The sequence below is a fragment of the Sorangium sp. So ce295 genome (genome assembly GCF_051527405.1).
GTDB classification, from domain to species: domain Bacteria; phylum Myxococcota_A; class Polyangia; order Polyangiales; family Polyangiaceae; genus Sorangium; species Sorangium cellulosum_B.
The window spans coordinates 8,274,753-8,300,756 of sequence record NZ_CP150324.1 but is presented as its reverse complement, the minus strand read 5'-3'; the positions used below and the strand labels follow the sequence as shown (position 1 = coordinate 8,300,756).

20 protein-coding genes are annotated in these 26,004 nt (G+C 69.8%); 13 read left to right on the top strand and 7 right to left on the bottom strand.

Annotated features, from left to right (window positions below; all coding sequences use genetic code 11):
• Nucleotides 1-182: 182 nt before the first annotated feature.
• From WMF11_RS31245 to WMF11_RS31235, 3 genes are all read right to left on the bottom strand, one after another.
• Complete coding sequence (locus tag WMF11_RS31245) at nt 183-3,464, bottom strand: CARDB domain-containing protein (RefSeq protein WP_437973337.1); 3,282 nt, start codon at nt 3,462-3,464, stop codon at nt 183-185.
• 300 nt (nt 3,465-3,764) lie between these two features.
• On the bottom strand, nt 3,765-4,616 hold the full coding sequence (locus WMF11_RS31240; RefSeq protein WP_437542397.1) for an ABC transporter ATP-binding protein: 852 nt from the start codon (nt 4,614-4,616) through the stop codon (nt 3,765-3,767).
• Between the two features lie 143 nt (nt 4,617-4,759).
• Complete coding sequence (locus WMF11_RS31235) at nt 4,760-6,544, bottom strand: SUMF1/EgtB/PvdO family nonheme iron enzyme (RefSeq protein ID WP_437973336.1); 1,785 nt, start codon at nt 6,542-6,544, stop codon at nt 4,760-4,762.
• 102 nt (nt 6,545-6,646) lie between these two features.
• Here WMF11_RS31235 and WMF11_RS31230 point away from each other — a divergent pair, with 102 nt between their 5' ends.
• From WMF11_RS31230 to WMF11_RS31215, 4 genes are all read left to right on the top strand, one after another.
• A complete protein-coding gene (locus WMF11_RS31230; protein WP_437973335.1) occupies nt 6,647-7,435 on the top strand; it encodes an aldo/keto reductase in 789 nt (262 codons plus the stop codon).
• 10 nt (nt 7,436-7,445) lie between these two features.
• Nucleotides 7,446-8,420 (top strand): NAD(P)-dependent oxidoreductase, encoded by a 975-nt coding sequence (locus WMF11_RS31225; protein WP_437973334.1) that lies wholly within the window; start codon nt 7,446-7,448, stop codon nt 8,418-8,420.
• A gap of 122 nt (nt 8,421-8,542) precedes the next feature.
• Nucleotides 8,543-10,645, top strand: a complete 2,103-nt coding sequence (locus WMF11_RS31220; protein WP_437973333.1) for a sensor histidine kinase — start codon at nt 8,543-8,545, stop codon at nt 10,643-10,645.
• Nucleotides 10,642-11,613: a Shedu anti-phage system protein SduA domain-containing protein gene (locus WMF11_RS31215; RefSeq protein ID WP_437973332.1), complete on the top strand. Its 972-nt coding sequence runs from the start codon at nt 10,642-10,644 to the stop codon at nt 11,611-11,613. The genes WMF11_RS31220 and WMF11_RS31215 overlap by 4 nt, the downstream gene beginning before the upstream one ends.
• Nucleotides 11,614-11,886: 273 nt before the next feature.
• Here the strand turns inward: WMF11_RS31215 and WMF11_RS31210 are convergent, their stop codons facing one another.
• Together WMF11_RS31210 and WMF11_RS31205 are read right to left on the bottom strand one after the other, a co-directional pair.
• Nucleotides 11,887-12,618: a hypothetical protein gene (locus WMF11_RS31210; RefSeq protein ID WP_437973331.1), complete on the bottom strand. Its 732-nt coding sequence runs from the start codon at nt 12,616-12,618 to the stop codon at nt 11,887-11,889.
• Between the two features lie 136 nt (nt 12,619-12,754).
• Nucleotides 12,755-13,975, bottom strand: a complete 1,221-nt coding sequence (locus tag WMF11_RS31205) for an RNA polymerase sigma factor (protein ID WP_437973330.1) — start codon at nt 13,973-13,975, stop codon at nt 12,755-12,757.
• 331 nt (nt 13,976-14,306) lie between these two features.
• On the opposite strand from WMF11_RS31205, the gene WMF11_RS31200 reads away from it, so the two are divergent.
• The 3 genes from WMF11_RS31200 to WMF11_RS31190 all read left to right on the top strand — a co-directional run bounded on the left by WMF11_RS31200 (nt 14,307) and on the right by WMF11_RS31190 (nt 17,632).
• Nucleotides 14,307-15,245, top strand: coding sequence for a hypothetical protein (locus WMF11_RS31200; protein WP_437973329.1), 939 nt, complete (start codon nt 14,307-14,309; stop codon nt 15,243-15,245).
• A gap of 31 nt (nt 15,246-15,276) precedes the next feature.
• Complete coding sequence (locus WMF11_RS31195) at nt 15,277-16,404, top strand: hypothetical protein (RefSeq protein ID WP_437973328.1); 1,128 nt, start codon at nt 15,277-15,279, stop codon at nt 16,402-16,404.
• A 115-nt stretch (nt 16,405-16,519) separates the two neighbouring features.
• Complete coding sequence (locus WMF11_RS31190; RefSeq protein WP_437973327.1) at nt 16,520-17,632, top strand: hypothetical protein; 1,113 nt, start codon at nt 16,520-16,522, stop codon at nt 17,630-17,632.
• Nucleotides 17,633-17,677: 45 nt separating this feature from the next.
• Here WMF11_RS31190 and WMF11_RS31185 read toward each other — a convergent pair whose 3' ends face one another.
• Together WMF11_RS31185 and WMF11_RS31180 are read right to left on the bottom strand one after the other, a co-directional pair.
• Nucleotides 17,678-17,875, bottom strand: a complete 198-nt coding sequence (locus tag WMF11_RS31185; RefSeq protein WP_437973326.1) for a hypothetical protein — start codon at nt 17,873-17,875, stop codon at nt 17,678-17,680.
• Nucleotides 17,869-18,165, bottom strand: a complete 297-nt coding sequence (locus tag WMF11_RS31180; protein WP_437902874.1) for a hypothetical protein — start codon at nt 18,163-18,165, stop codon at nt 17,869-17,871. The genes WMF11_RS31185 and WMF11_RS31180 overlap by 7 nt, the downstream gene beginning before the upstream one ends.
• Before the next feature lie 533 nt (nt 18,166-18,698).
• On the opposite strand from WMF11_RS31180, the gene WMF11_RS31175 reads away from it, so the two are divergent.
• The 6 genes from WMF11_RS31175 to WMF11_RS31150 all read left to right on the top strand — a co-directional run bounded on the left by WMF11_RS31175 (nt 18,699) and on the right by WMF11_RS31150 (nt 26,004).
• Nucleotides 18,699-19,106, top strand: coding sequence for a hypothetical protein (locus WMF11_RS31175; RefSeq protein WP_437973325.1), 408 nt, complete (start codon nt 18,699-18,701; stop codon nt 19,104-19,106).
• Nucleotides 19,107-19,186: 80 nt separating this feature from the next.
• Nucleotides 19,187-20,191: a hypothetical protein gene (locus WMF11_RS31170; protein ID WP_437973324.1), complete on the top strand. Its 1,005-nt coding sequence runs from the start codon at nt 19,187-19,189 to the stop codon at nt 20,189-20,191.
• Between the two features lie 372 nt (nt 20,192-20,563).
• Entirely contained in the window at nt 20,564-22,183 is a 1,620-nt protein-coding gene (locus tag WMF11_RS31165) for a tetratricopeptide repeat protein (RefSeq protein WP_437973323.1), read from the top strand.
• Nucleotides 22,180-23,220 carry a sialate O-acetylesterase gene (locus tag WMF11_RS31160; RefSeq protein ID WP_437973322.1) on the top strand — a complete coding sequence of 347 codons (1,041 nt, stop codon included), beginning with the start codon at nt 22,180-22,182 and terminating at the stop codon, nt 23,218-23,220. The genes WMF11_RS31165 and WMF11_RS31160 overlap by 4 nt, the downstream gene beginning before the upstream one ends.
• Nucleotides 23,221-23,229: 9 nt before the next feature.
• A complete protein-coding gene (locus tag WMF11_RS31155; RefSeq protein WP_437973321.1) occupies nt 23,230-24,687 on the top strand; it encodes an MBOAT family O-acyltransferase in 1,458 nt (485 codons plus the stop codon).
• A gap of 21 nt (nt 24,688-24,708) precedes the next feature.
• Entirely contained in the window at nt 24,709-26,004 is a 1,296-nt protein-coding gene (locus tag WMF11_RS31150) for an alginate O-acetyltransferase AlgX-related protein (protein ID WP_437973320.1), read from the top strand.

The window sequence follows — 26,004 nt, the reverse complement described above, 5'->3', positions numbered from 1 at the left end:
CGGGGCGCCGCCAGCGGCGCGGCGGGGCGCACAGGCATAGCACCGCGCCCCGGGCGGGAGCCGGTGAACGTGCGTCAGCGCGCGTCAGCGCGGCGCGCGGCGCGCGGCGCCGGCGTGGCGCGCGGCGCCGGCGTGGCGCGCGTCCGGCTGGCGGGGAGGCCCGCCGGCCGGACGCCGGCGCGTCAGTTGATCTCCGGGCACAGGAGCTTGTCCGAGGCCGCGTCCTTGTTGTTCCCGTCGTTGCACTCGTCGATCGCCCCGTCCGGATCGACGAGGGCGTAGATCAGGATCGACAGGTTCGACGGGAACTTCTCGATGGTGGCGGTGCGGTTCACGCTCGCCCCGGGCGCGATCGGCCCCGGGATGATCTCCTCGTGGAGCGCCGTCCCGCCCTGGCCGGGATCGCCCGCGTAGTACCGGATCCGCACGTCGCTGGCCGGCGCGGAGCCGGCGTTGGTGACGGTCGTCGGGACGTCGACCTGCTTCACGGCGCACTTGTTGGTGTTCACCCGGCCGATCTCGATCTGGAGGTCCGGGCGCGCGCTGCCGGCGTCGAGGGGCGCGGTGAGCGCGTTGTTGTCCTCGTGGCACTCGCGCTCGACGGCGTCCTCGTCCACGACGGCGCGCACGCGGGCGGGCAGCGTCTGCTGCGCGTTGTGCGCGGCGTTGTAGTGCACCGTGAGGAGCAACGAGCTGTGCGGCTCGATGCTGCTCTGGAGGACAAACTTCAGCGGGGCGAGGTCGTCACCGTAGAGCGGCTCATCAACGTCCGGCGTGTCCCACTCGCCGTAGAAGTTGATGGCGACGCCGGGGCCCACGCGGAGATCGCCGAGGTTCTCGACGCGCACGGTGATGGCGACCTCGTCGGTGAGCTCGCCGCAGGTCGCGTCCGGGGACGAGACCTGGATGCCGCTCAGCGCGAGATCCGGCGCGATGCCGTACGACCGCGGGTTCGAGCGGTAGGTGTTGTAGGCGCGGCCGCCGTACGCCTTCCAGCTCTCGGGCTCCTTCAGGGGGATGCCGCCGCTCTCGAGCACGTTCGTCACGTGGTAGCTGTGCTGGTTCCAGATGCGGCGCGCCGAGACCCAGAGGTCGTTCTGCGCGCCCCAGACCTCGAGGCCGTTGTTGTAGTCGGTGCCTTGCGAGCAATGCGTCGATTCGTTCGAGGTGCCGAACACGATCTCCGCGTTGCCGTCGTTGTCGACGTCGGCGACGATCGGGTACTCGGACCGGGTGCGGCTCGGCGAGGGCACCTTGAACAGGACGTCGGCCGTCACGCCGTCGTAGATGCGGAAGTAGCACTCGTCGTTGTAGATGACCTCGGCGGCGCCGTCGCCGTTGAAGTCGAACACGCTCGACCCGGTGGTGCGGCTCGAGTCGTCCTCGGTCAAGCGCTGCCAGCCGTTGTGGTAGCAGACGCAGGTGCCCCGCTGCTGGTTGCACGTCGCCGCGCCCGGGGCGCCGCATTCCTCGTCCGTTGTGCACGGCTTCCCGTTCGGGGTCCGCTCCGGGTTGCCCTGCAGCCCCGTGCCCGCGTCGGTGAACGCGTTGGGCCACGCCGGGCACTCGGCCGTCGGCGCCTGGAGATCGAACATCATGTAGCGGAGGCCGAACGCCGTGCCGACCTCGGGGAAGCCGTCGCCGTCGAAGTCGTCCACGTTCGGGGCGCCGCCGTCGAACGTGGTGCCCTCGGCCGTCATCACCTGGCGGCGCTTGATGGTGCCGTCCTGCCCGTTGAGCACGAAGAAGTACCCGTTGTTGAACAGGATCACCTCCGGGGCCTTATCGAGCGGGTTGCTCGGCCCGGGCGCGTCGTCCTGGTCCTCGCCGAGGACGTCGGCCACGGCGCAGAGGCCGTCGCGCTGCGCGTTCGGGATCCCGGCCGTGCCGTTGACGGCCTGCCCGTCCCAGAGCTCGAGGAGCTTGCCCTCGCAGAACGCCGTCGCGTCCTTGTCGGTGTAGGGCGGCGCGCACCCGGCCCTGCTCGTCACGCCGGGCGGCGGGCGGGGCAGAATATAGGCGGTGCTGCCCGCGACGATCTCCAGCCGGGGGTCGTCGTCGAGGTTCGCGACGCACGCGATGGGCCCGAGCCGGTTCTGCGGGTTCGTCGGAGACCCCTGTATCCCTTGAGCCTTGTCGCCCTTGAAGTGGTCGACGATGGAGAGCTCGCGGGTCGCCTCGTCGACGCGCAACGTGAACACGTTCGGCCCGACCACGATCTCCGGGAGCCCCTGTCCGTCGATGTTGGCGAGCGCGGGCGACGGCTCGTTGTAGCCCGTCCAGATCTCGTTCACGAGGACCCTGGTCTCGCCCGTGTTGCTGAAGATCTGGAGCCCTGTCTTCGTCACCTCCGTGGCCCCAGACCCCGTCACGACGGCGGTGATCGCGACGATCTCGGGGACGCCGTCGCCGTCGAGATCGCCGACGGCCAGCCCGGCGGTCGGCATCAGCGTCGCGTCGGCGCAGGCGTAGGGCGCGTCGATGGGGTCGCCCTCGTGCCAGACCTGCGCGCCGAGCACCGCGAAGTAGTTCTCTCCCTTGCGGGGCCCGCCGCCGTGGATCGCCCGGAGGACGCCCTGCTTGCCGAAATTCGAGCCGCAGAACGTCGTGAAGATGATCTCGGGGAAGTCGAGCTCGTTGATGAGCCCGTCGCCGTTGTCGTCGTCGAGGTTGGCGACGAGCGGCGTCATGACGGTCTGCGCCGAGGTCTTGAACGGGCTGTTGGCGGCGTCGGAGTTGGCGCGGTTCTCCCCTCCCCACTGGATCTCGTTCTGCGGCAGGGCGCCCGCGAACGGCTCCGGCGGCAAGAGGCACGTGGGCGCGGCGCCCGTGCCGGAGCAGGAGCCGACCTCGCAGGAGGCATAGGTGGGGCAGTCCCAGTCGTCCTCGCAGGGGCAGCTGGCGGTCCCGGCGCCGTCGTCGGTGCACGTGCTCTCGAAGTAGGCCGATCCGCCGCACGTGAAGAGCTCGCTCGCGGTGCTGCCGTTCGACACGCACAGCTGGAGGCTGTTGCCGTCGCACGTCCGCTCGCCGGCCGTGCAGGCATCGACGACGCAGATGGTGCCGTTGCAGAACTGGTTGAAGGCGCACTGGAGGTCGCTCTCGCAGGCGATATCGACGCAGCGCGCGCCTGCGTCCGGGGGCGTCTCGCACACCTCGGTCGCGTCGCAGGTGAGGTCGTCGCACGTGTTGTTGACGCAGGTGCCTTGTCCGTCCTCCTCCTCGCAGTGCTGGTCCGCCCGGCAGCTCACGCCCTCACAGCCACTTTCGCCGCCCGCGCCGCCCGAGGCGGCCATCGACCCGACGAACCCGCCGCCTTCGCTCGAGCTGCTGCTCGTGCCGCCGTCGCCCCCGCCGCCGTCGCCGGGTGGCAGGGCGGCATCCGGATTATCGCCGCAGGCCGCTGCAGCGAGCAAAAACCAAGGAAGGGCGCGGGGAAGCAACCGCCGGGGGCGCGTGGGCATGAGGCGATTGTACGAGCGCGCTGTCGGCATGGAAGCGCGTTCGCGCGCGGGATCGTGCGGCGAGTGGGAGCTCTGCCCACGATGGGCGTTGCGCGCGGCAGCGGTCAGCGGCAAGCGGGGGAGAGGGGGTGCGGGCCACGCGAGCCGTGGGGACGGCCGCGGTGGGGGCCGAGAGCTCCGGCGCACGGACGCTGTTGGAGGTGACCTGGGTGCGAGTGCCGATCGCGCTGCCCACGCTCGATAGCGAGAGTGTCGTGCAGCGCCGGAGTCCGACAGCGCGCTTGTTCTACCCGCGGGGCCTCACGCCCCGCCGCTCTCCAGCGCCTCTTGCAGCGCGCGCACCTCGCGGGCGAACGCGGGCTCGGTGCGCAGCGCGGCCGTCCGCTTGTCCGGCAGCGAAAGCGTGCGGTCGGCGACGACGCGCGCCGGCCGCGGGGACAGGACGACGGCGCGCTCGGCGAGGTAGGCGGCCTCGGTGATCGAGTGGGTCACGAAGAGCACCGTCATGCCGAGCTCGGCCCAGAGCGCGCGGAGCTCGTCGTCGAGCCGGCTCCTCGTGAGCTCGTCGAGCGCGGCGAACGGCTCGTCGAGCAGGAGCAGCCGCGGGCGCGTGACCAGCGCGCGGGCGAGCGATACGCGCATGCGCATGCCGCCGGAGAGCTCGGCCGGGTACCGCGCGCCCGCGTCGGCCAGGCCGACCTGGACGAGCGCGGCCCGCGCCGCCGCGCGGCGCTCGTCGAGCGGCGCGCCGGCGAGCTCGAGCGGCAGGGCGGCGTTCTCGAGGACGCTCCGCCAGGGCAGGAGGTGGGCGTCCTGGAAGACATACGCGAGGGGCGCGCGCACACCGCCTGCGCCGCCCGCGCGGCGTTCGCCGCCCGGCGCCTCCTCGGCCTCCACGACGGCCGCGCCGGCGTCGGCGCGGTCCAGCCCGGCGACGAGCCGCAGCAGCGTGGATTTGCCGCACCCGGAGGGCCCGAGGAGCGCGACGAACGCGCCAGGCGCGATGTCGAGATCGATGCCGTCGATCGCGATCACGCCGGGGGCGCCGTCCCCCGGCGCGCGGCCCGCGTCGTCCAGCACCGGGAAGACGCGCCGGACGCCGGTCAGCCGCACGCGGACGCCGCCGCTCGCCCTGGCCCTGTTCGTCTGCATCTGCGCCCGGCGTTCTATCCGCGCCGCCGCCGGTTGACCAGGCGCTCGTGCGCCGCGCGCCCCCGCCGAACAGCCGAGCCTGCGGAGCCGCCGAGCCCGCGCCGAGCCGCCGCACGTGCGCCGAGCAGCCGCCGCCCGCGCCCTCAGCTCGACGAGGCCGTTCGCACGCAGCGGAAGCCGCCGCCGGCGAAGCGGTAGTGCGCCTCGAAGCTCGTGCGCGCCCAGGTGCGGAGCGACTGCGCGCCGTACATCCACGAGCCGCCGCGCATCACGAGCAGCGGCCGATCCGAGGGCCGCGTGTTGCGCGGGTTGTGGGAGGGGCCGTCCGCATAGAAGTGCGGATCGTCGTAGTCCTCGCACCACTCCCACACGTTGCCGGCGAGGTCGAGGATGCCGTAAGGAGAGGCGCCCCCCGGCAGCGAGCCGACGGGCACCGTCCCGCCCTCGCGGTTGTCGTAGTTCGCGCGCGTGGGCCCGGGCTCGGCGCGCCCCCACGGGTATTTCCGGCCGTCGGTGCCGCGCGCGGCCTTCTCCCACTCGGCCTCGGTCGGCAGGCGCTTGCCGGCCCAGTTGGCGTAGGCCCGCGCGTCGTCCCACGACACGTACACAACGGGGTGGTCCTCGAGGCCCGCGGGGATCTCGCCGCGCCTGAAATGGGTGAGGAGCCGGCTCGCGTCGTCGTCGTCGGGGCGGTACCCGGTCACGTCGAGGAACGCCTTGAACTGGCGGTTCGTGACCGGCGTGCGATCCATGTAGAACGCGTCGACGTGGACCTTCCTGCGCTGCTGCCCGCTCAGGAACGGCCCGCCGGGGACGAGGATCATCTGCTCGCCGGTCTTCTCGCGGACCGTCGGCGCGAGCTCGCGCCCGTCGGACGAGGGCCGCGACGGGGCGGGCGAGAACTCCGAGAGCGCCTCGTCGAGCCGCGCCCGGAACTCCGCGCACGACGCCGGCCTCCCCGCCGGATCCTTCGAGAGCGCGTCGAGCACGAGCCGGTCGAGGGCCGGCGGGATGTCGGGGCGCAGCGACGAGGGGGGCGCCGGGGCGTCGGCGACGTGGGCCATCATCACGGCGAAATGGTTGGGGCTGTCGAACGGCACCTGCCCTGTCGTCAGCTTGTAGAGCGTCACGCCGAGAGAGTAGATGTCCGAGCGCCGATCCGCGGCGTGGGGGCTCTTCACCTGCTCGGGCGACATGTAACAGCACGTCCCGAGGAACGCGCCGCTCAGCGTGTACGTCGTCCCCTCCAGGATCTTGGCGATGCCGAAGTCGACGATCTTGGGGGAGAGGCCGTCTTTCCCGGTCGTGACGAGGATGTTGTCGGGCTTGAGGTCGCGGTGGATGATGCCCATGCGGTGCCCCTCGTCCATCGCGTCGAGCACGCCGCCGAACAGCGCGCGGATCTCCTGGAAGGGGATGCGCCCGCGCCACCGCTCGAGGTGCCGCACCAGCGTCGACCCGTCGACGTACTCCATGACGATCGCGAGCAGGTGATCGCGCTCGACGAAATCGTAGACGGCGACCACGTTCTCGTGGCTCCAGGAGCGGAGCACCCGCGCCTCCCGCGCGAACCGCCGCCGGATCTCCGGGTTGCCGCAGAGGTTCGAGTGCAGGCATTTGACGGCCACGACGCGCTCGCGCGCCCGGTCGTGAGCGCGGTAGACGACGCCCATGCCGCCCTCGCCGAGCGTCGACTCGATGCGATAGACGCTGATCTCCGTCCCGGGCAAGAGCCGCACCGGCGGCAGCGGCAGGGAGGTTGGCGGCAGCCCGACGGCGCCGAGCTGCGTCGCGGGGAACGCCGTCGCGGCGAGGGCGGGGCTGGGATCCGGCGCGGTGACGAGCTGGCCGCACGAGGGGCAGAAGCGGGCGTTCTCCGGGAGCGGAGCGCTGCAGCCGGCGCACCGGGGAGGGGAGTCCTGGCCCATCGGTGGCCCGGGAGTCTCGCACAGGTCGGGGCGGCCGTGGGCGGCGAATGTGCGGCGCGCGGGAGCCGGTGACGCCGACGGAGGTGATGTAAGATCCGCCCCATGATGGACGACTGGCTCCACCGCGCCCCGACCGCCCTTCGCGGCAAGCGCATCTTCCGGCTCGGGCTCGCGGCGAGCTACGGCATCGACGAGGACGGCGTGCGCGCGGCGATGGACCGGGGGGTCAATCTCTTCCTCTGGACGATGCGCTCGGGCGGGCTCGGCAACCCGCTGCGCGAGGCGCTGAAGGGGCGCCGCGACAGCGTCGCGGTGGTCGGTTACGCGCAGCTCGGCTGGTTCGGATGGGGCGTGCGCCGGGGCGCCGAGAAGCTGCTCCGGGAGCTCGGGACCGATCACCTCGATGTCTATCTGCTCAGCTGGCTCGGCGTCGGCTCTGCCTGGACGAGCGCGACCGAGCGCGAGCTCGTGCACCTGCGCGAGAGCGGCAAGGTGCGGGCGCTCGGGGTGAGCATCCACGACCGCCCGCGGGCGGGCGGCCTGGCCGAGTCGTCGCCGCTCGACCTGCTCATGATCCGCTACAACGCCGCGCACCCCGGCGCGGAGCGTGACATCTTCCCGCACGTGCGCGAGTCGAAGCCGAGCATCCTCGCCTACACGGCGACGGCGTGGCGCCGGCTGCTGAAGCAGCCGAAGGGCTGGGATCGCCCGGCGATGACGGCGGGCGACTGCTATCGATTCCAGCTCTCCAGCCCGCACGTGGATCTCGCGCTGACGGGGCCGAAGAGCCGCGCCGAGGTGGAGGCGAACCTCGACGCGCTCGCGAACGGGCCGCTCACCGCGGACGAGCAGGCCTGGATGCGGGAGTTCGGGCGCGCCGTGCACGGGTGAGGAGGCGCCGGTGGATCGGCTGATCATCGCGAGCACCGTCGTTCTGCCGGCGGAGGCCGCGCGCTCGCTCTCGGAGGGCGTCGCGCCGCACGCGCTCGACCTGGCCGCGGCGCGCTCCGCGAAGAACCTCGCCGTCGTCGCGCCGGATCCGCTCGTCCTTGGCGCCGAGGTCGTCTTTGGCCAGCCGCACCCCGACGACGTGTGCGCGGCCCCGCGGCTCCGCTGGGTGCACCTCAGCACCGCGGGGTATGCCCGCTACGACGTGGCGGCGGTGCGCGCCGCGCTCGCCGCCCGCGGCGCCGCCCTGACGACGAGCAGCGGTGTCTACGCCGATCCCTGCGCGGAGCACGCGCTCGCGTTCCTGCTCTCGGCCTCGCGGCGGCTGCCCGAGTGCCTCGAGAACCAGCTCGGCCCGCGCGGCTGGCCCGACGCGCACGTGCGGTCGAGGAGCGCGCTCCTGCGCGGCCGGCGGGTGCTCCTCCTCGGCTTCGGCGCCATCGGCCGCCGCCTCGCCGAGCTGCTCGCCCCGTTCGAGGTGGATCTGCGCGTCCTGCGCGCCCGCCCCCGCGGCGGGGAGCCCTTCCGCGTGGCGGTGAGGGAGGAGCTGGGTGACGCCTTCGCCTGGGCGGATCACGTGGTCTCGAGCCTGCCCGAGGCCGAGGGCACGCGGCGGCTGGTCTCGGCCGCGCTGCTCGCGCGGATGCGGCCGGACGCGTGGTTCTTCAACGTCGGCCGGGGCGTCACGGTGGACCAGGCCGCGCTGCTCGAGGCGCTCGAGGCGCGCCGGATCGCGGGCGCGTACCTCGACGTGACGGATCCCGAGCCGCTCCCGCCGGAACACCCGCTCTGGCGCGCTCCGGGCTGCACCATCACGCCGCACACGGCCGGCGGGCGGCGCGAGGAGCCGATGGCGCTGGTGGAGCATTTCCTCGCGAACCTGCGGCGGTTCGAGCGGGGGGAGCCGCTTGCGGACCGGGTGATCTGAGGGGACGCACGGACGTCCTCGCGCGGGGGAGGCGACCTCTCCTGCACCTCGCTTGATCGGCTCTCGGCACGCGGGGGTGTTGCGCATCCGAGCGCGTGCGTGCCATGGAAGGCGCGCAGCCCATGAACAAGGACGAGCACGCGCCCATGGTGGCGGGCGAGGAAGCGATCGCCGGCCTGTTCGAGGCGGCGGATTACGAAGTGTCGCAGGCCGCCGGTCGCGAGCCGGGCAGCGTGGATTGGTTCGCGACGCCTCGGAAGGGGCTGGTGCGGCCGAGGACGTACTTTCGCGTGTGGACGCGCTGCCCTGATGACATCGACATGGCGCTGGCGGAACTCGACGACAAGCGTCGGGCGACGGCGGCCGAGCGCGCGCTCGGGGTCGTGGTGGAAGGTGGCTTGCAGCCTGGCTACACCGCGGACCTGCGGGCAGATCTCTGCGCCGTGCTCACGTACCGCCGACTGGCGCTGGAGGTATTGGGGATTGCAGACAGCGTGCGCGAGCACGTGCTGGCATATACGGCACGTGGCGAGCCAGCGAGGTACTTGCCGCGGCGTATCGACGATCGTGAGCGGGCACATCCCGACGCTGTAGGTTGGATCAAAGAATGGGTGCGTAGCAGGCCGAGTTCCCCCATCATCTTGCTCTCGCGCCACGAGACCGACCGCTCCGCGGTCGTCGAACAGGTGATCTACGAGATCGGCGCGCGGTTCTTGCGCGAGCCGGACGACACGGTGGTCCTTTCGAGACAGGCTCCAGTCGGCGCGGCGAACCTGGCTTACACGCATGGATTTGCCGTACTGGTGCACGAGGACATCCGGCATCTGGAGAAGCACCAGCCGTCGTTGGCCTGTCTCGATCGTTTGGCGATCAAGGACCACGAAAAGGCCGTTCACAACCATCTGCCGGGAAAATATGTAAGACTGTCGACGCCGTTGTCGATCGATGTTGAGTGCTGGTTTGAGAGCCATCTGGGCTCGCCGGCCTTGAACGCTCGGTTTCTCTCCGCTCGTGAACGTGAGCCTGAGTTCAAAAGGCTGACCGATGCGTCTGCGAACGTGCAGCGAATGCTGGACTCCGTGCTCGATTCCCGGGGTGTCCCGTCGAGCGGCATCGCGCAATGGATAGCGTACGTGGTCCACGACTACATGTCCACGATCTTGCATGAAGCTATTGGGGAGGAGACGGCTTCCATGGCCCAGCTCGTGCCACTCGAAGAGGCGGCGCTGACCCAGTTCTCGCTCGGGTGGATCTCCATCGAACCTGGACGCCAGCTCGTCTCGCATCCAGCATGGGGACCTCTGCGAGAGCAGATCTGGGCGTGGTATGAGGAAGGCAGTCATGGCCGCTTCCTGATGAATACGCTGATTCGCGATTATTTTATCGCATGGAGGCTCGCGCGCGAGATCCTTGCCGGTAACGTCGGTTCTCTGAGTCGACACCAGTTCCCGAGAGAATACGTGTTCTTGTTTCTGTCGATCCTCTCCCCGGAGGCGTCGGCGCGGTTCGCGGAGGGGCGCGGCGCGGAGGTTCGAGCCGAGATCGAGGCCGAGGTAGAGCGCCGCCTCCAGCTCACGCTTGCTCATCAGCTCAAGCGCTCCGTCGGCGCGATCTTAATGAACGTGCGAAACATCCGGGAGAACCTCGGCACGGCAGACGTGGCGAAGCTTGAGTACGAGTTCCGTCGCATCGACGAGGAGCTCGCCTTCCAGTCGGCGCTCGCCGAGCAGACCGGGCGGTGGCAGGAAGTCCCGAACGATCCCCTGGAGGGCCTCGCGCTCCACGAGATCGTGGTCGACGCCGTCGCGCCACTCCAGCAGAAGTATCCGGATGTCGCCTGTGCGATCGCGGTCTCCGCGTCGCTCAGCGTGCGGGCCAACCGCGCGGGGCTGCGCGAGATTCTCCATTGCCTGATGGAGAACGCGTTTCACGCGGTCGCGCCCACCCCCACGCCCCGCGTATCGATCCGCGCGGTCTCCGAGGGCGACACCGTCCGCCTTGACGTCGTCGACAACGGTCCTGGCATTCGCACCGAGGATCGGGAGCGCATCTTCGAGCCGTACGTGACGACCAAGAAGGGCGGCGACCAGCCGCTCGGTACGGGGCTGGGGCTTGCCATTGCGCGGCGCTATGCGGTCCGGCTCGGCGCCTACGTGGGGCTTGACCCCGATCGCGAGGGAACCTGCTTCTTCGCACGGTTTGTCACGTGGAGGGATGCATCATGAACGAAAAAGGCGCTCCGAAGGTGCTTCTCGTCGAGGATAACAAGGCCACTGCCGGTGATTTCCTGCGCCTGCTCCAGCTCAACGGGTTCACCGCCGAGCACGCCCTCGACGCGGCAGACGCGCTGAGCAAGGCCGCCACATTCTCCCCCGACGTGGTCTTGCTGGACCTGCAGATCCCCTCTGCCCCGGGCCTCTCCGACGAGGACGTCGAGCACGGCTTCCGCGTGCTCGACGCGCTCCTCGCCGCTGACCCGTTTCGCCCCGTGTGCATCGTGACCGCCCACAACCAGCCCGAGCTCATCCGCCGCGCGATGCGGCGGACGCACGGCGCTCCGTTCGTCTTCAAGGACGACGATCTCCGCCGGGCCGTGCCGAGGGCTGTGAACGTCGCCCTCGCCAGCCCGGCCTTCAAGATGAGCCGCACCGTCCGCGAGTTCCGCGATCTCGTCGACCGGAACGAATCCGAGGACGCCTATCGCAAGTTCATCCATCAGCACTGGGGTGCGATCCTCGGCCCCGAGTACCAGGACGTCCGTTCGCCGTACCCGATCACGCGCGGCGGGGAGATCGATCTCCTCGCGATCCGCTGGGACGGCTTCCCCGACCTCTGGGAGCTCAAGCGTCCGAGCGATCCCGTGTTCAAGGACTACAACGGTTGGCTCCATCACAGCCTGGAGTGTGCCCGGGCCATAGGCCAGCTCATGTCCTACTACGATGCGGCGGAGAAGGAGCCCCGCGGGCCGCTCGGGTACGACGGGCGCCGGGGCATCACCGTGCACCTCCAGCGCCCCCGCGGCTTCGTCGTGATCGGGCGCTATCAGAGCGACGCCGAGCGCGAGCGCCTTCGCCTCGAGAACGGCTTCCTCGCCGGCCTCGCCATCCTGACGTACGACGATCTCATCGAGCGGGCCGAGCAGTTTCTCACGTTTCTCCAGCAGCACCGGAACGGCGACGATTCCCCCGCATAGCCCACTCTCTGCGTCGGCGACGCCATCCGCGGCTTGAAATCGCCTTCCCCGGCGCACAGTCACCCGCTTCAAGGCTTGAAATGCCCGACTCGGTCGCCGAGTCGGGCATTTCAAGCCTTGAAACGGTTCTCTCGGCCGCCGAGTCGACCGTCTCAAGCCTTGAAACGGCCCGCTGGGCCGCCGAATCGGCCGTCTCAAGCCTTGAAACGGCCAACTCGGCGACCGAGTCGCCCGCTGCAAGACTTGCATCAAGCCTTGCAGCGGGCCGCGGGCTCACGCGTCCGGCGAGGCCCCCGGCTGGGCGGACGGCGCGGGCGGCGCCGCCGGCTGGCCCGGCGGGAGGGCGTCGCTCACGCCGGTCGTGCGGTGGACCTCGGCGAGATCGTCGAAGATGTGCGGCAGGAGCTCGGGCTTGCCCAGGTGGGCGAGCAGCCCGCGCACGAGGCTCTTGTTGGCGTTGTAGACACCCAGCCAGGCCTCGCGCGCGGTCGACACCTCGGGGCCGAGCTCGACGCGCTCGACGCGCGTGGCGCGCTGCTGCCGCTCGACGATCCCGAGCTTCTCGTGCACCTCCCTGAGCTCGGTCAGCCATGCGTCCGCGCCCCGGACCTTCTCGCGCTGCCTCTCGAGCTCGTCGGCGATGTGCCCGACGGCGGCGGTGAGCTTGGTGATCCGCCGGCGCGCGAGGACGCTCGGCATCTCGCCGCGGAAGAACAGCCTTGGATCGACCGGCCTCCCCTTGAGCGAGTCGAGGTACGAACCGAACCGCACGATGACGTCTCGCGCCTCGTCGAGCACCTCGGCGGTGTCGAGCTCCGGCGCCGGCTTGGGCTGGCGATCGAGGACGTCGGACATCGCCTGATCGGCGAGGAGCTGCTTGCCCATCGCGAACTCGACCATGCCGTCGAGGGCAGCGACCTTGCCCATTAGGACCGCGGCCATCTGCTCGCGCGCGAACTTGCCATAAATGTTCGTCTCGAAAGGATCGATATAGGGGTCTGCCATAGGCGCCTCCTTGGGTTGAGCAAAACGCGCTGATGTTGGCAGAGCCCGAGGGGCCATGGCAACGCCTGACGGACTCAACGGGACGGAATGGCACGAATCGGACGCTCTCCGCGGCTGACCGGGCCGCGGCCGCGTATCAGTCGCGGTGCGCCGCCGCCCGCAGCCGTCGCAGGAGCTCTTCGCGGTCTCCTGCGTAGGCGCCTCGCGGGAAGTCGCGCCGGTGCTGCTCGAGCAGGAGCCGCACGGCGTCGTGGCGACCGGCGGCGAGCCCCGCGAATGCCTGTCGGATCAGCCGGACCTCGGAGGAGGGCAGTTGGATGCCTTCACCCCGATGAGGGCCGGGCGGGTATCGCGGGCTCGCCGGGGCACGGCGCGCGGTGGTGAGGGCGCCGCTCACGTCGCTTTCGGCCCGCTCCTCCGAGGGCACCTCCGGGCCGGAGGGGATGGCGCTGCCGCGCTGAGCGGGCCATGCGGCCTGCGGGGAGCGAAGCGCGACCGCATGGGCGCTCGGCGGCGGGAGCTCGCCGCGCCCGCCGGGGGCCATCAGGACGAGCGCGCCCGCCACGACGCCGGCTGCGGCGCTGGCCGTCGATCGGCGGACGGCACGTGGGGGTGCCAGCGACGCGTTCCACGAGCTCGCCGGCAGGCTGGCCGCGCCGTGAGACGGCGCGCGCCGGAGGGCGCGGCGAGCCAGGTCGAGCAGCCGCCGCAGCCGGCCTCCGTGGAGCGGCCCCGACGAGGCGCGCGCTTCGGTCGCGCCGAACGCGAAGGCGAGCGGCGCAATCAGGGCGCCACGGCCGCGTCTCCGCGCCCGCCAGCGCCGCGCGGCGGCGTCGAGGCTCAGCCGCGCGAGCCGGAGGTCGTTCCACACGGTATTGCGCGGCATCGCGAGCTCCTCGGCGATGTCCTGGACCGCCTCCTCCTCGAGGTCGTGCGCGACCAGGATCACGCGGCGTCGCGGAGGGACCTCCTGGAGCAGATCCGCGAGGATGTCGCTCTGTTGCGCCTCGATGAGCCGTGTCTCGGAATCCGGCGCTGCGCTGGAGAGGCCGTCCAGCGCCTCCTCCGGCCACAGCTCTTCGTGCCGGCGATGGGCGCGCTTGCGCTCGTTGGAAGTCAGGTTGAACGCGATCCGCAGGAGCCAGGTGCGCACGGTGGCGATGCGGGGATCGAACCGGGGCAGCGACCGCGAGGCGCCGTGGAAGATCTCCTGGACCAGGTCGTCCCGATCCGGGCCGCGGAAGCCCTGGCGCTCCACGTAGCGGCGGACCGTCTCCAGGTGCTCGGCCATGATCGCCTCGATTGTGAGCGGTGCTTCCTTGGCGGTGCTGTCGGTCGTGCGAGACGATTTCCCCATGCCTGCGTAGTTACCTGGCGAGCTCGTTCGACATTTGAAAATCGGCATGTCGGGCTGAGCCGAGGCAGGCCTGTGGCGTGAGCGCTCGGCGCGCCGCGCAGCAGGGCGAGCATCCTCGCGGCGCGACCAGAGTTGCCTGACAGTCGAGTCGATTCCGTCACTTTCTCCGGACCAAGGCGGCTTGACCGAAAAGAGACTCGTCACGTAATATGCCGCGGAAATGGCGTCCACAGGTCGGTTGCTCCTCGCCGTGGTCGCCGCAGCTGTCGTGTTGAGTCGCGCGGCGGTGGCCGTCGGGGAGGAATCTTCTGCTGGACTGTCCGGAGCGGCCATGATGCGCTCCGAGGCCGAGGAGGCGTTCGCGCGGGGCGAGAGGGCGCGGCGCGCGGGGCGGTGGCAGGATGCGGAGGCGGCGTATCGCGCGGCGTGGAAGTCGGATCCGCGGCCGGAGTTCGCGGGGGAGCTGGGGCTGTCGGAGCTCGCGCTCGGGCGGTCCCGGGACGCGGCGGAGCACCTGCGGGAGTCGCTGCTGGTTCCGGAGACGCTCCAGCCGGCGGTGCAGCGGCGTTTCCGGGCGGGGCTCGAGAAGGCGGAGCGCGAGGTCTCGTCCGCGACCGTCGCGGTGAGCCGGCCCGAGGCCGAGGTGTTCATCGACGGCCGGTCGATCGGCCGCGGACAGGGGATGTACTTCGTCTATCTCGATCCGGGGCGGCACGAGGCGCGCGGCAAGCTCGAGGGGTATGTCGACGACGTCTATCCGTTCGAGGCGCAGCGGGGGAGGGAGTCGATGATCGGCCTTCACCTGGAGCCCAAGCCCCCGCCGCCGGTTGCGCCTGCGCCGGTTGCGCCTGTGCCGGTTGCGCCTGTGCCGGCCGCTGCGCCCGGGGGTCCGTCGGCGGGAACGGTGTTCCGCGTCGGCGGGATCGCGCTCGCGTCGGCCGGGGTTGTGCTGGGCACGGGCTTCGCCGTGGCAGCGGCGGTGCGCGGCGGGGAGGCGGAGGCGCAGGCGGCCCAGATCCGCGAGCGCAACGGGGCGGCGGCGTGCTTGTCCGAGGCATATACGGAGCCGTGCGGTGTGCTGCTCGAGATGATCGACGCGCGCGACACGTTGAAGGCCGCCGCATGGGGGAGCTTTATCGGCACCGGCGTCGTCGGCGCGGTCGCGCTCTCGTCGCTGCTGTGGGCGCCGGAGCCAGGAAAGCGCGCTGTGCGCGCGGCGCCGCTCGCGACCGCGCAGGGCGGTGGCATCATCTTCTCGGGCAGCTGGTGAGGTTGCGCCGGAGCCGGAAGGAGCGGTGCTGATGCGGAGCGTGCGGCGGAGAGGGCTGGCAGGGCTTTGGCTCCTCGGCTTCGGAGGGGTGGCGGCGGCCAGCGGGTGCGGCGGCGCCGGGGGGTACGACTGCGCGGAGGCGGTCGCGTGCGAGATCCGGAACGACGACGGCACCAGCAACGGGCACTGCTGGGGGCAGTGCGTCCACGCGCCGCCGGACTCCTTCGGCGCGCCGGAGCTCGTCTGGACGGGGCCCGAGGTGCTCGCGCCGGCGTCGTGCGCCGAGCTCGTGCGGATCGTCCCCGGGACCGGCGAGCGAATCCCGTTCGGTGGCGCCACGCGGACGCTCTTCGCGCGGGCCATGCCGGAGCCAACGCACGGCTGCCCCGCTTGCGCGTGCACGGCGCCTGCGTGCGCGCTCCCGAAGACCGTGACGACGACGTCGATCGAGGCGTGCGGCGACGGCAGCGCAGGGACGCAGACGTTGTTCCTTCCGCCGGCAGGCTGGGACGGCTCGTGTGTGTCGCCCGGTACGGTGACGGCGGAGCAGCTCGGCTCGCTCTCGATCGGCCCGGCGATCTGGGAGCCGTGCACGCCGATCGTGGCCGACGAGCCCCCGCAGCCTCTCGCGGGAGGCGTGGGCGAGATCGCCGTCGCGTGCGACAGCGTGGTGGAAGACGAGCTGTGTCCGGGGCAGGGGGAGCTCTGCATGCTCGAGCAGCAGCCGGCTCATCTGCCCGACGGGTGGCGCCATTGCATCATCGGGGCGGGGAATCTCGGCTGCCAGCAGCCCGAGGGAGGGGCGGACCCTCGGAAGATCTTCTCGGACAAGCTGGGGGTGTTCTATGTGAACCTGGAGACCACGCCGGGTTGCTCGCCGTGCACCTGCGAGGCGCCGGCGACGAGCCGGTGCGAGGCGCTCGTGGTCGCGTGGGAGGACGGCGCCTGCAGCGACGTGCTCGTCGGCATCGATGTGAACGAGAGACAAGGGATCTGTGTCGATCCTGTGTCGGGCTCGACGTTGAGCAGCGTGAGTTCGACGTGGCTCTCGAACGAGCCCGGGACGTGCAAGCCGAGGGGTGGCGATCCCATCCACGACAAGGTGGTCGGCGACGCCAAGACGGTCTGCTGCCTGCCGAAGGCGCTGGAGGCGCCGTGATGGCCTGGTCGAGAACACCGGCGGGCGGCGGGCGCGCCGCGCGCGGCAGGAACCAACCGGAAGTACTGCGTGCATGGGCTCCTCGGGAGCACGCGGGGAAGGCGGTGAGGTCGCGATGATTTGGAACAGAAGGCGGTGGCTCCTGCGCGCGTTGATCTCGCTGTCGCTGGGGGGCCTGGGCGGCGTGCTGGTCATGGGCGGCTGCGGCAGCGCGGAGCCGCCGTGCGGCCTGCCGGGGAATCTCTGCCACATCACCAACGAGGACGGCACCAGCAACGGCGTCTGCGCCGGGAGGTGCGTGATACGACCGATGGTCGGTTTTTACGATCCGGTGCTGCTGTGGATCGGAGACCCTGACGAGCCCGAGCCGTCGTGCGGAGACCTCACCGGATACGACCTTCAGCGTCGCGACACGCAGAAGATCGCTCCGACGGTATTCTCCCGGCTGCGGTCGTTGCGGCCGGGCGAGGAGCCCTGTCCCAAGTGCGGATGCAGCGTTCCACTCTGCTACATGCCGGAGCTGGTTGCGGCGCACTCGCACGCCTCGTGCGAGAACACCCCGGCGGAGACGCTTCGGCCGTTCAATCCGCCCCGGAACTGGCGAGGCGAGTGCACGTCTCCAGGGACCGTGCCGGCAGACGAGTTCAGCGCAATCTGGATCGCGCCGGGGCCGGATGGTTCGTGCACGCCGTTCACCGTGGACGAGCCCTCTCCGCCGGCGGGCCCTGCCACGATCGCGATCGCGTGCAGTGGCGGGGTGGCAAACTTCGAGTGTCCAGTGGGCGGGGATGTCTGCATGCTCAACCAGCAAGAGGCCAACGTGCCCCCCGGGTGGCGCTACTGCATGATCGGGTTGGAGGGGGATCGCGGATGCTACCCGCCCGCCGCTCCGGGGGAGCCGCCCGTGTTCTCGGAAAAGTTCATCTTCTATAACCGGGACCTCACGCGGAGCTGCGAGCCGTGCGTCTGCGTGCCCAGCCGCACGCCGAGGGAGTGCGTCGCGCGGGTGAGCGCCTACTCGGATCGCGCGTGCAGCGAAGACGCGCTCCTCGGGACGACGACGGTGACTGCCGGCGAGGTCGATCGCTGCCTGCTTCCCGAGGAGGATGGTGCGGCGCTCGGCAGCATCCGCGCCGAATTGGAGGTCAATCATGTGGGGTTCTGCGACCCGGCCGGCGGCGAGGCGCGCCCGACCACCGTCTGCTGCCTGCCGGAGCCCGAAGGATGACGCGGCCGTGAACGGCAACGGCCACGCGGACGCGGTCCTCTTCAATCACCCCAGGCTGCACGCGGCGGCTTCCCCGGCCGCTTCAGGGGTTCTTGCTGGTGCGTCTTTGCCGAACCTTGAAGAGCTCTTGTCCCATCTGTCGGCATGGGTCGCGATCTCGAGCGTCCAGAGATGGACGGTGTCACGACGCAGCCTGGCATGGGCGATCGGGTCCGCTTCAGGACCCGACTCGATGATCACCATCTGGGGCGGAAGTCCGGGTCCGGGCTGTGCAGCCACAGCCGGACGCGATGCGGTCGGAGGCTCGCTCCCCGCAGCACGCGCCAGATCTCGGTGCGGCTCAGTTCTACCTTGGTCTCGAGCTTCAGGGCCTTCGCCAGCCGCTCCAGAGTCCAGACCTGTTCGAACGGGACCTTGTGCTCATCGGGGCGACTGCAGGCCGACTTGATAAGGTCGTAGTGCACTGTGGTGGCCACGCGCGGCGGTCGGCCCCTGCGCATCCTGTCCTGCAGCACCGCCTCGTCAGCAAACACGCGCGTGAGACCTGCCGAAGTGGCGGGACCGCGAGCGTCGTGACGCCTCGTTCATGGGTCGAAAGAGCGGGCCCCGGCCGGCGCGGAGTGAGACAAGGGGCGCGTCGGCATGCCGCGGGCACACGTCGCCCTCCGGGCGTTGATCTGGCCCGGGATGTTGCTGCGATGCGCTACGCGGCGTCGCCGAGCGCCTTTGGCGCAGGACTGTGCTCTTCCAGTACGACGGTCCCCGGTCGGGTGAGCGACCAGGAACGTCGGTCGGCTCGCCGAGCGCGGAGAGGAAGCAGGCGGTGCTGCTCAATTCAGTCACCATGGCGGCTCTCGTCTCGCGCACCCCGCCGTAAACTACCAGCGGTAGTGCCGCTCTCACGGTGGCCTCACAGTGGAAAGATGCCGACAGCCTGCAGCGAGCTCCGGTGTGGGTTGCTTGATTTCGAGGATCGGTGCTTGCCTTGTTGCAAGATCGACCTTTCTTGCCCTATTCTGCGACGATGATTCAATCAAGCCGACGCCACTTTGGTCGCCAAGTGTTGATGAGCGTGCTGCTGCTCGCGATAGCCGGTGTCGAGCGGAGCGCCCGGGCGGACGCGGGTGAACCCCTGGAAGTGACGGCAAAGCTCGTTGAAATTCCCTCCAAGATGCCCCCCGATGACCTGTACGATTACGCCTACGTGATGCGCTACCAGGTCGAGGGCGGGGCGCTCGACAAGCAGTTCATCCTTGTCGCGCACTACAAGCCGCTCGTGCCGCGCTCCAAGATCAAGGACAAAATGAAGGAGCAGGTCGGCGGAAAGCTGCGCAGCTTCAACCAGGGCGACGTTCACAAGCTGAAGTTGAAGGCCGATCTGAAGGCCATCTGGAAAGGTGCGCTCGTGGACGAATATGCCGCTACGGATCGCGGGAGCGTTCGCTACTGGTGCCTCCAGGTCGACCCGGCTTGACCTTGCGCTTGGGAGAGACTCGCTTGAACTTCAGACGACTACGTGCCCCGGGCGCCTGGCTGGTAACATGTAGTTTGGCCGTGGTCGCCAGCTTTCCGTTCATTGCGGCCGAGCGCGCGGCGCGGCAAAACGATGTGCGAGTGGCCCGCCTGGAGGCGACCCTCGGCGAGCGAGGCGACGCGCTCGCCGAGCTTGGACCAGCGCTGTCTTTACGAGTTTCACGGCTGGAAGGCCTGCTTTCGAGCTGGGAGACGATCGGCGGCTGCGGAGCCGGCAGCTCCACGGGCGCGGGGGGCGGAATCAAGTGGATCGGCCACAGCGTGACCGGGGGGCTATTCGAGCTGCAGACGCTCGGCACGTACACGCATCTGGGCGACGGCTACAACCTCAGCTTGAGTCCTCAAGTCTCGCGCAATTTGAACGAGAAGTGGAATGTGGGGCTCGTGGTCCCGCTGCTCTACAAGTACTACCGCGACTACTACGGCCTGCCCGTGGACGTCTCGAACTCCGGCGTGGGTGACGTCGCGGGGTTCGTCACGCGGCGCTTCGGCGAGATCAACTCCACCAGCCTGACGTTGCAGGTCGGTCTCCCGACCGGCGTGCACGACGCCCAGTACAAGAACGACTATCTCACGCAGGAAAAGCAGCTTGGCCTTGGCAAGGTGAGCGGCAGCCTGACGCTCGACCATACGATCGACAAGACGTGGGGGCTGATCGTGCTGGGCGGCTCGTTCGGCTACCGCGGCGGGGAGAACGAGCTGGGCAACTACCGCGCACCGGCGGCCGCGATCTACGGCTACTCGGGCTATTTCTGGGGGCCGCTCGTGCCGTCGCTCGGCCTGTCGCTGTCGCATTTCTTCGGTGCGGATCGTGACCGTGGGCTCGACCAGGAGGTGCAGCTGTGGGCAGTCACCGGCACGCTGGCCGTGGAGTGGTCGAACGCCTGGCTGGCGATCCTGGGGGGCGTGTCGCTGCCGCTCGGCTGGGACAAGCGCGGAGTCGTCGACGGCGCCGAGAGCAGCAGCCCGAGCGTGGGCCTGCAGCCGTGGACGGCAGGCATCGGCTTCACCGTCTCACCGTTCTGAGACGTGGTCATGTTGCCCGCCGCCGCCCTGCTCCGCCATCGCACGCCGCTCGTCGCGGCGTTGCTCGGCCTGGGTGCGGCCTCGACGGGGCTCGCGCCTTCGGCCGACGGTGACATCTGGTGGCACCTCGCGGCAGGCCGCGAGATGGTCGCTCGGCGTGGGCTCCTGTTCACCGATCCCTTCTCGGTCAGCGCGCAAGGGCGTGACTGGGTCGACGTGCACTGGCTCTTTCAGCTCGCGGTGTACGCGGTGCACCAGGCGGTCGGCCTCGTCGGGCTCGTTCTGGTCAAGTGCGCGCTGATCGGCCTGGGCGCGGGCTTCCTCTACTTCGCGCTCGAGGCGCGGCGCGGCTCGTGGGCGAGGGGGCTCCTCGTGACGTCGCTGGTCGCCGGGCTCCTGGCGGCTCGCTCGCTCTTGCTCGTCCGGCCCGTGATAGGCACGCTCGTCCTGCTCGCGTTCTTCTTGTTCGCGCTCGAGCGCTATCGGCGCGACGGCCGGGTCCGGTACCTGCTGCTATTGCCCTTGGCGCAGCTGGTCTGGGCGAATTTCCAGGGCCTTTCGGCGCTTGGCCCCGCGGTGATCGCGGCGTACGCGGTGGCGGCGCTCGGCTGGGCGAGCTTTGGCCAGACGCGTGCGTGGCCGTTTGCGCGCGAGCACGCCGGTGCGCCGGCGCCGTGGGCGCGGGTACAGCAGCTGTTCGTGACGCTCGGGGGGTGTTTGCTGGCGACGTGTCTCACGCCGTTCGGCTTGCGCGGCGCAGCGTTGCCGGCGCTGCTGCTCGGGCGCTTGTTGCCCGGCGAGCACCAGATCTTCGCCCACGACGTGGCGGAGAACCTGCCGCCCTTCGAGCTCGAACGCCTGTCCGACGGCGAGTTCTGGCACTTCAAATGGTGTTTGGCCCTGCTCGCTCTGTCCGTGCTCCTGGCCGGGCGCCGCTTGAGGCTGAGCCATGCGCTGCTGCTGCTCGGCTTCGCGGGGCTGGCCTTGATGAGCAACCGCAACGTGCTCCTGCTGTACTGGGTCGGGGCGCCGATCTTCGCGGTCAATCTGGCCCCGGCGCTCCGGCGGCTTTGCGTCTCGAGCTTTCGCCGCGCGGGCTTGCGCGTGGCGGTGGGTCTCAACGCGGCGCTCCTGAGCGCGCTGCTGCTCGTCTCGGCGTCGGCGGCGGCGCGCGAGCCGCCGCTGGCGGATCCGAGCCCGTTCCGGGTGCCGGCCGAAAGCGCTGTGCGCCTCGACGCGCTGCCCGGGGGCGACGTCTTTGCGGCCGATCATTACGGAGGCTACCTGATCTGGCGGCTCTATCCGCGGTTTCGGCCCTACATCGACACCCGGCTCGTGCTGCGCACCGCCGACGAATTTGCCGAGTACCTGAGGCTCGCGGACGAGCCAGAGCGTTTCGAAGCGTTTCAGGCGCGTCACTCCTTCGCCTACGTGGTCTTGCCGGTGATGTTCCCCGAGCGCTACCAGCGCTTGATTGGCCACCTCTACGCGAGCGCTGACTGGAAGCTGCTCTACACGGACGGGTCGGAGGTGCTGTTTGCTCGCCGCGACCTCACGCCCGGCGTCGCGGAGCAGCCGCTCCGTGAAGCCAGCGAGACGGACCGCACCTTGGTCCAGCTGGGGCAGCGCTTCGCGGACTCCCCGAAGGTGCACGCCGCGGCACGCCTGAGCCTGGCCACGTTGCACGGCGTGCTCGGTCAGCTCGAGCAAGCGGAGCGTACGCTCGCGAGCCTCGACACGCCGCAAGCCCGAGCCCTCGAGGCGCGTCTTCGCTTTGCAGCGGGTGAGCTCGATGCCGCCGAGCGGCTCGCCCGGCAGAGCCTGGTTTCCCAGCACGACGACGTCGGGAGCCTGAACCTCATGGCGTTGATCGCCCTGCGAAGGGGCGAATCGGCGCAGGGCCTGGGCTTTCTACGGCGTGCCTTGCGCGTCCGGCCTTTCGACCCCGAAGCGACGCGGATCTTGGTTAACTTGGAGGAGAGTCGACGATGAAAACACGTCTCAACGTGAGCCTGTCCAGGTCTCGGTGGGCGCTCGTTTCCTTGTTCGCGCTGGGCGGCGGGCTCGCCTGCGGGGTCGTCGAGCACCCGCACGACACGCAGGCCGCCGGGACGGGTGACGACTTCGGGCCTTCGAGCGGCGCTGGAGCGGGGACCACCACGGGTGGAGCTTCGGTCGGCGGCGCGATGACCGCGGGGAGCGGCAGCGGCGGCGGCGGGAGCAGCGGGACCGGCGACGCGGGGTCCGGCGGTGGGCCGGCGCCTTCGGGCGTGACCATCAACCTTGGAGGCGTCGACGTCCCGAAGGAGCGCGCGATCGCCTTCATTCACATCGGTCACTCCAACATGGCCGGTCGCGCCACGAGGCCCCAGAGCTCACGCCCGTACCATTTCACGGAGACCCATCCGCACGCCTTCATGTACCACCCTGGCTCGGCGCCGGAGCTCGCGATCGAGCCGAAGACCGCGGGTGACACCGCCGCCGGCGGGCCGGGTACGGCGCTGGTCAAGGAAGCCGCGATGCTCGCGCCCGACAACTATTTCATCTCGCTCGGGTTCGGGTGGCCCTCGGCCTACTGCTCCCAGTTCATCCCGGGCGGCCTCTACTACGACCAGCTGATCGCCGCGCCGAAGGCCATCAAGGGGCGGGTGACCTTCGGCGGTATCTTCATCTATCTCGGGATCACCGAGCGACACGGCACTGCCGCCGATCGCACCGGTTTTCCCGACTGCATCAATACCCTCGTGACCGCCATTCGCAACGACGTCGGCGAGCCAACGCTGCCTGCGTTGATGAACGACTACGAGGTGGAGAGCTCGGGCGAGTTCGTGGTCGGCGGCGCCGTGGCGAACGCCATCCGTCCCGAGATCGAAAGGTGCCCGAGCGTGGTGTCGAACTTCGCGCTCGTCTCGGCCGAGGGCGTGGGCATGCAAGACGACCATCACTTCAATCTGGACGGCCATCGCACCTGGGTGCAACGAGCGCTCGAGACGATGAAGGACAAGGGCTGGCGCCCGTGGGCCCCGTGAGCCGCTGAGATGGTCTTCTCCAGCCATATCTTCCTGTTCTACTTCTTGCCGCTGGTACTGGCCGCGTACTACGCCCTGCCGGGCCGGGCCCGCACGGCCCTCATCGCCGTGTCGAGCTACGTATTTTACGGCTGGGCGAACCCGAGCTGGGCCGTGATCATGTTCTTCGGCTCGAGCGTCGACTACGTGTGCGGCCTCTTGCTCCTGAAGATGTCACGGCTGCCCGACGTCGACGGCCTACCGCCCGTGATTGGCCCCGAGGTCGTGCGGACCCGCCAGATGAAGCTGGTGCTGGCGATCTCCATCGTCACCAACCTCGGGCTGCTCGCGGCGTTCAAATACACGGGCTTCGTCGCCGAGAACATCAACGCGCTCGGGGCGCTCTTCGGCAGCTCGACGCAGATCGTGCCGGTCTTGCACGTCGTTTTGCCGGTGGGCATCTCCTTTTACACGTTCAAGGCGATGAGCTACGCCATCGACGTGTACCGCGGCGACGCCCGACCGATGCGGCGCTTCACGGACTACATGTGTTTCGAGGCCTTCTTCCCCGACCTGGTGGCGGGCCCCATCATCCGATATGCGGCGATCGAGGAGCAGATGCGCGTGCGCCAGCACACGCTCGAGAAGTTCGCGCGCGGCGTCGCGTTCTTCTCGCTGGGAATGGGCAAGAAGATCCTGCTGGCCAACCCGATGGGGCACATCGCCGATACGGCGTTCGCCGGTGGAGCCAAGCACTTCTACGACGCGTGGTTCGGGCTGGTCGCCTACGCGTTCCAGATTTACTTCGATTTCTCCGGCTACTCGGACATGGCCGTGGGCTTGGCGCTGATGCTCGGCTTCGTGCTGATCCAGAACTTCGACTCCCCCTACAAGTCGCGCAGCATCACGGAGTTCTGGCGGCGCTGGCATATCAGCCTGTCCACGTGGCTGCGCGACTATCTGTACATCCCGCTCGGTGGCAACCGCAAAGGCCCCCTGCGCACGTACGCCAACTTGATGGCTGTCATGTTGCTCGGCGGGCTCTGGCACGGCGCCAGCTGGAACTTCGTGATCTGGGGCGGCATTCACGGTGGCATGCTCGGGGTGGAGCGCAGGCTCGGTAAAGCTCACCCGCTGCGCCGCCTGCCACCCGCTGTCGGCGTCGCCTTCACCTTCTTGATCGTGTGCTTGTCGTGGGTGTTCTTCCGCGCCAAGACGCTCGAGCAGGCGGTGACCTACCTGGGCTCGCTGTTCGGGCTCGCCGCCGTTTCGCCGGCGGCGGACGTCGTGGCGGGCGCATTCCACCAGCGGTACTACGTGGGGCTATTCGCCTTGGCCGCGGTCGTGATCTTCGGCATGCCCAACAGCTGGGAGCTCACGCGGCGCTTGTCCTTGCCCCGTACCGCGTTCGTGGCGGCCACGATGGCGCTCGCGACGTTGATGATGTGGACGCAGACCATCAACCCGTTCCTTTACTTTCAGTTCTGAGGCCGCGCGATGCAAAGTACCTTGCCTCCCTCGTCCTCTGCCATCGAACGCAGCGGCGGTCCGACCGACCCCACAGGCGACGAGCAGCTGCGCCGCGGTATCATCGCGACCGACGTGAGCCGCGGCGCGGCCTGGCTGCTCACGCTGCTGTTTCTGGGGGCGATCTACGCTGTTCCGCTCGCGCAGGCCTACCTCGAGAAGCGCGAGGATGAGGAGTCGCCTCTCGTGGATCTGGTGCGCCGCCCACCGACGGCCGAGAACCTGCGTCAGATCGAGAAGGGCATCGAGGATGCCTCGTACGCCAAGTCCTGGGTCCAGCCCCGCGTGCAGCTGCTGCTCACCCGTCTAGCTCGTGTGGGCAACAAGCTCGCGGTCGTCGGACACGGCGGCTGGCTCTATTATACGCCCGGTGTGCAGCACGTCGGCGGGCCCGGATTCCTGGAGCCCGAGGTGCTGCGGGGCCGCGCCAGGGAAGCCCTCGACGCAGGCCAGGAGCCCATCCACCCGGATCCGCGACCCGCCATCTTCGCGTTCCAGCAAGCGCTCGCGCAACGCGGGATCCGCCTCGTGCTCCTGCCGATGCCGGACAAGGCTGGGATCGAGCCGGGTCCACTTCTTGGGCGTGATGGGCGCGTCGAGATGGCGCAGAATGTCGACTACGACCGCTTCCTGAGCGAGCTTCGAGCAGCCGGCGTGGCCGTGCTCGACGCGCGCCGCAGCGTGCCCGAGCCCCGTACCGAGCCGCTCTTCCTGGCTCAAGATACGCATTTTACGCCCGGCTACATGGAGCGCATCGCCGCCGACCTCGGCCAGCTCGTGATCGGGCTTGGGGTATTGCCAGAGCTGGCAGAGAAGCCCGTGCTGCGCGGCGCTCCGCAGCCGGCTTCGCGCGTCGGTGATCTTGTCGACATGCTCAAGCTGCCCGACGATCAGAGCCTGTTTCAAGCGGAGAGCGTGGTCGTGCACCAGGTGCAGGACGCGGCCGGCACGCCCTGGGAGCCTGACGAGAGCGCCGACGTGCTCCTGCTCGGCGACAGCTTCACCAACATCTTCACGCTCGAGGGAATGGGCTGGGGCAACGCGTCCGGCCTGGCCCCGCACCTGGCCCTGGCGCTTGGTCGCCCCATCGACGTGATCGCGCAGAACGACTCCGGCGCCTTCGCTACGCGCCAGGCGCTCGCGCGCGCGCTGAACGCCGGCCAAGATCGCCTGGCGGGCAAGCGCGTGGTGGTCTGGGAGTTCGCTGCGCGCGAGCTGTCGGTCGGAGACTGGATTCCGCTGGATTTCCCGACTCCCAAGCCTGCGGGGGCTCCGTAG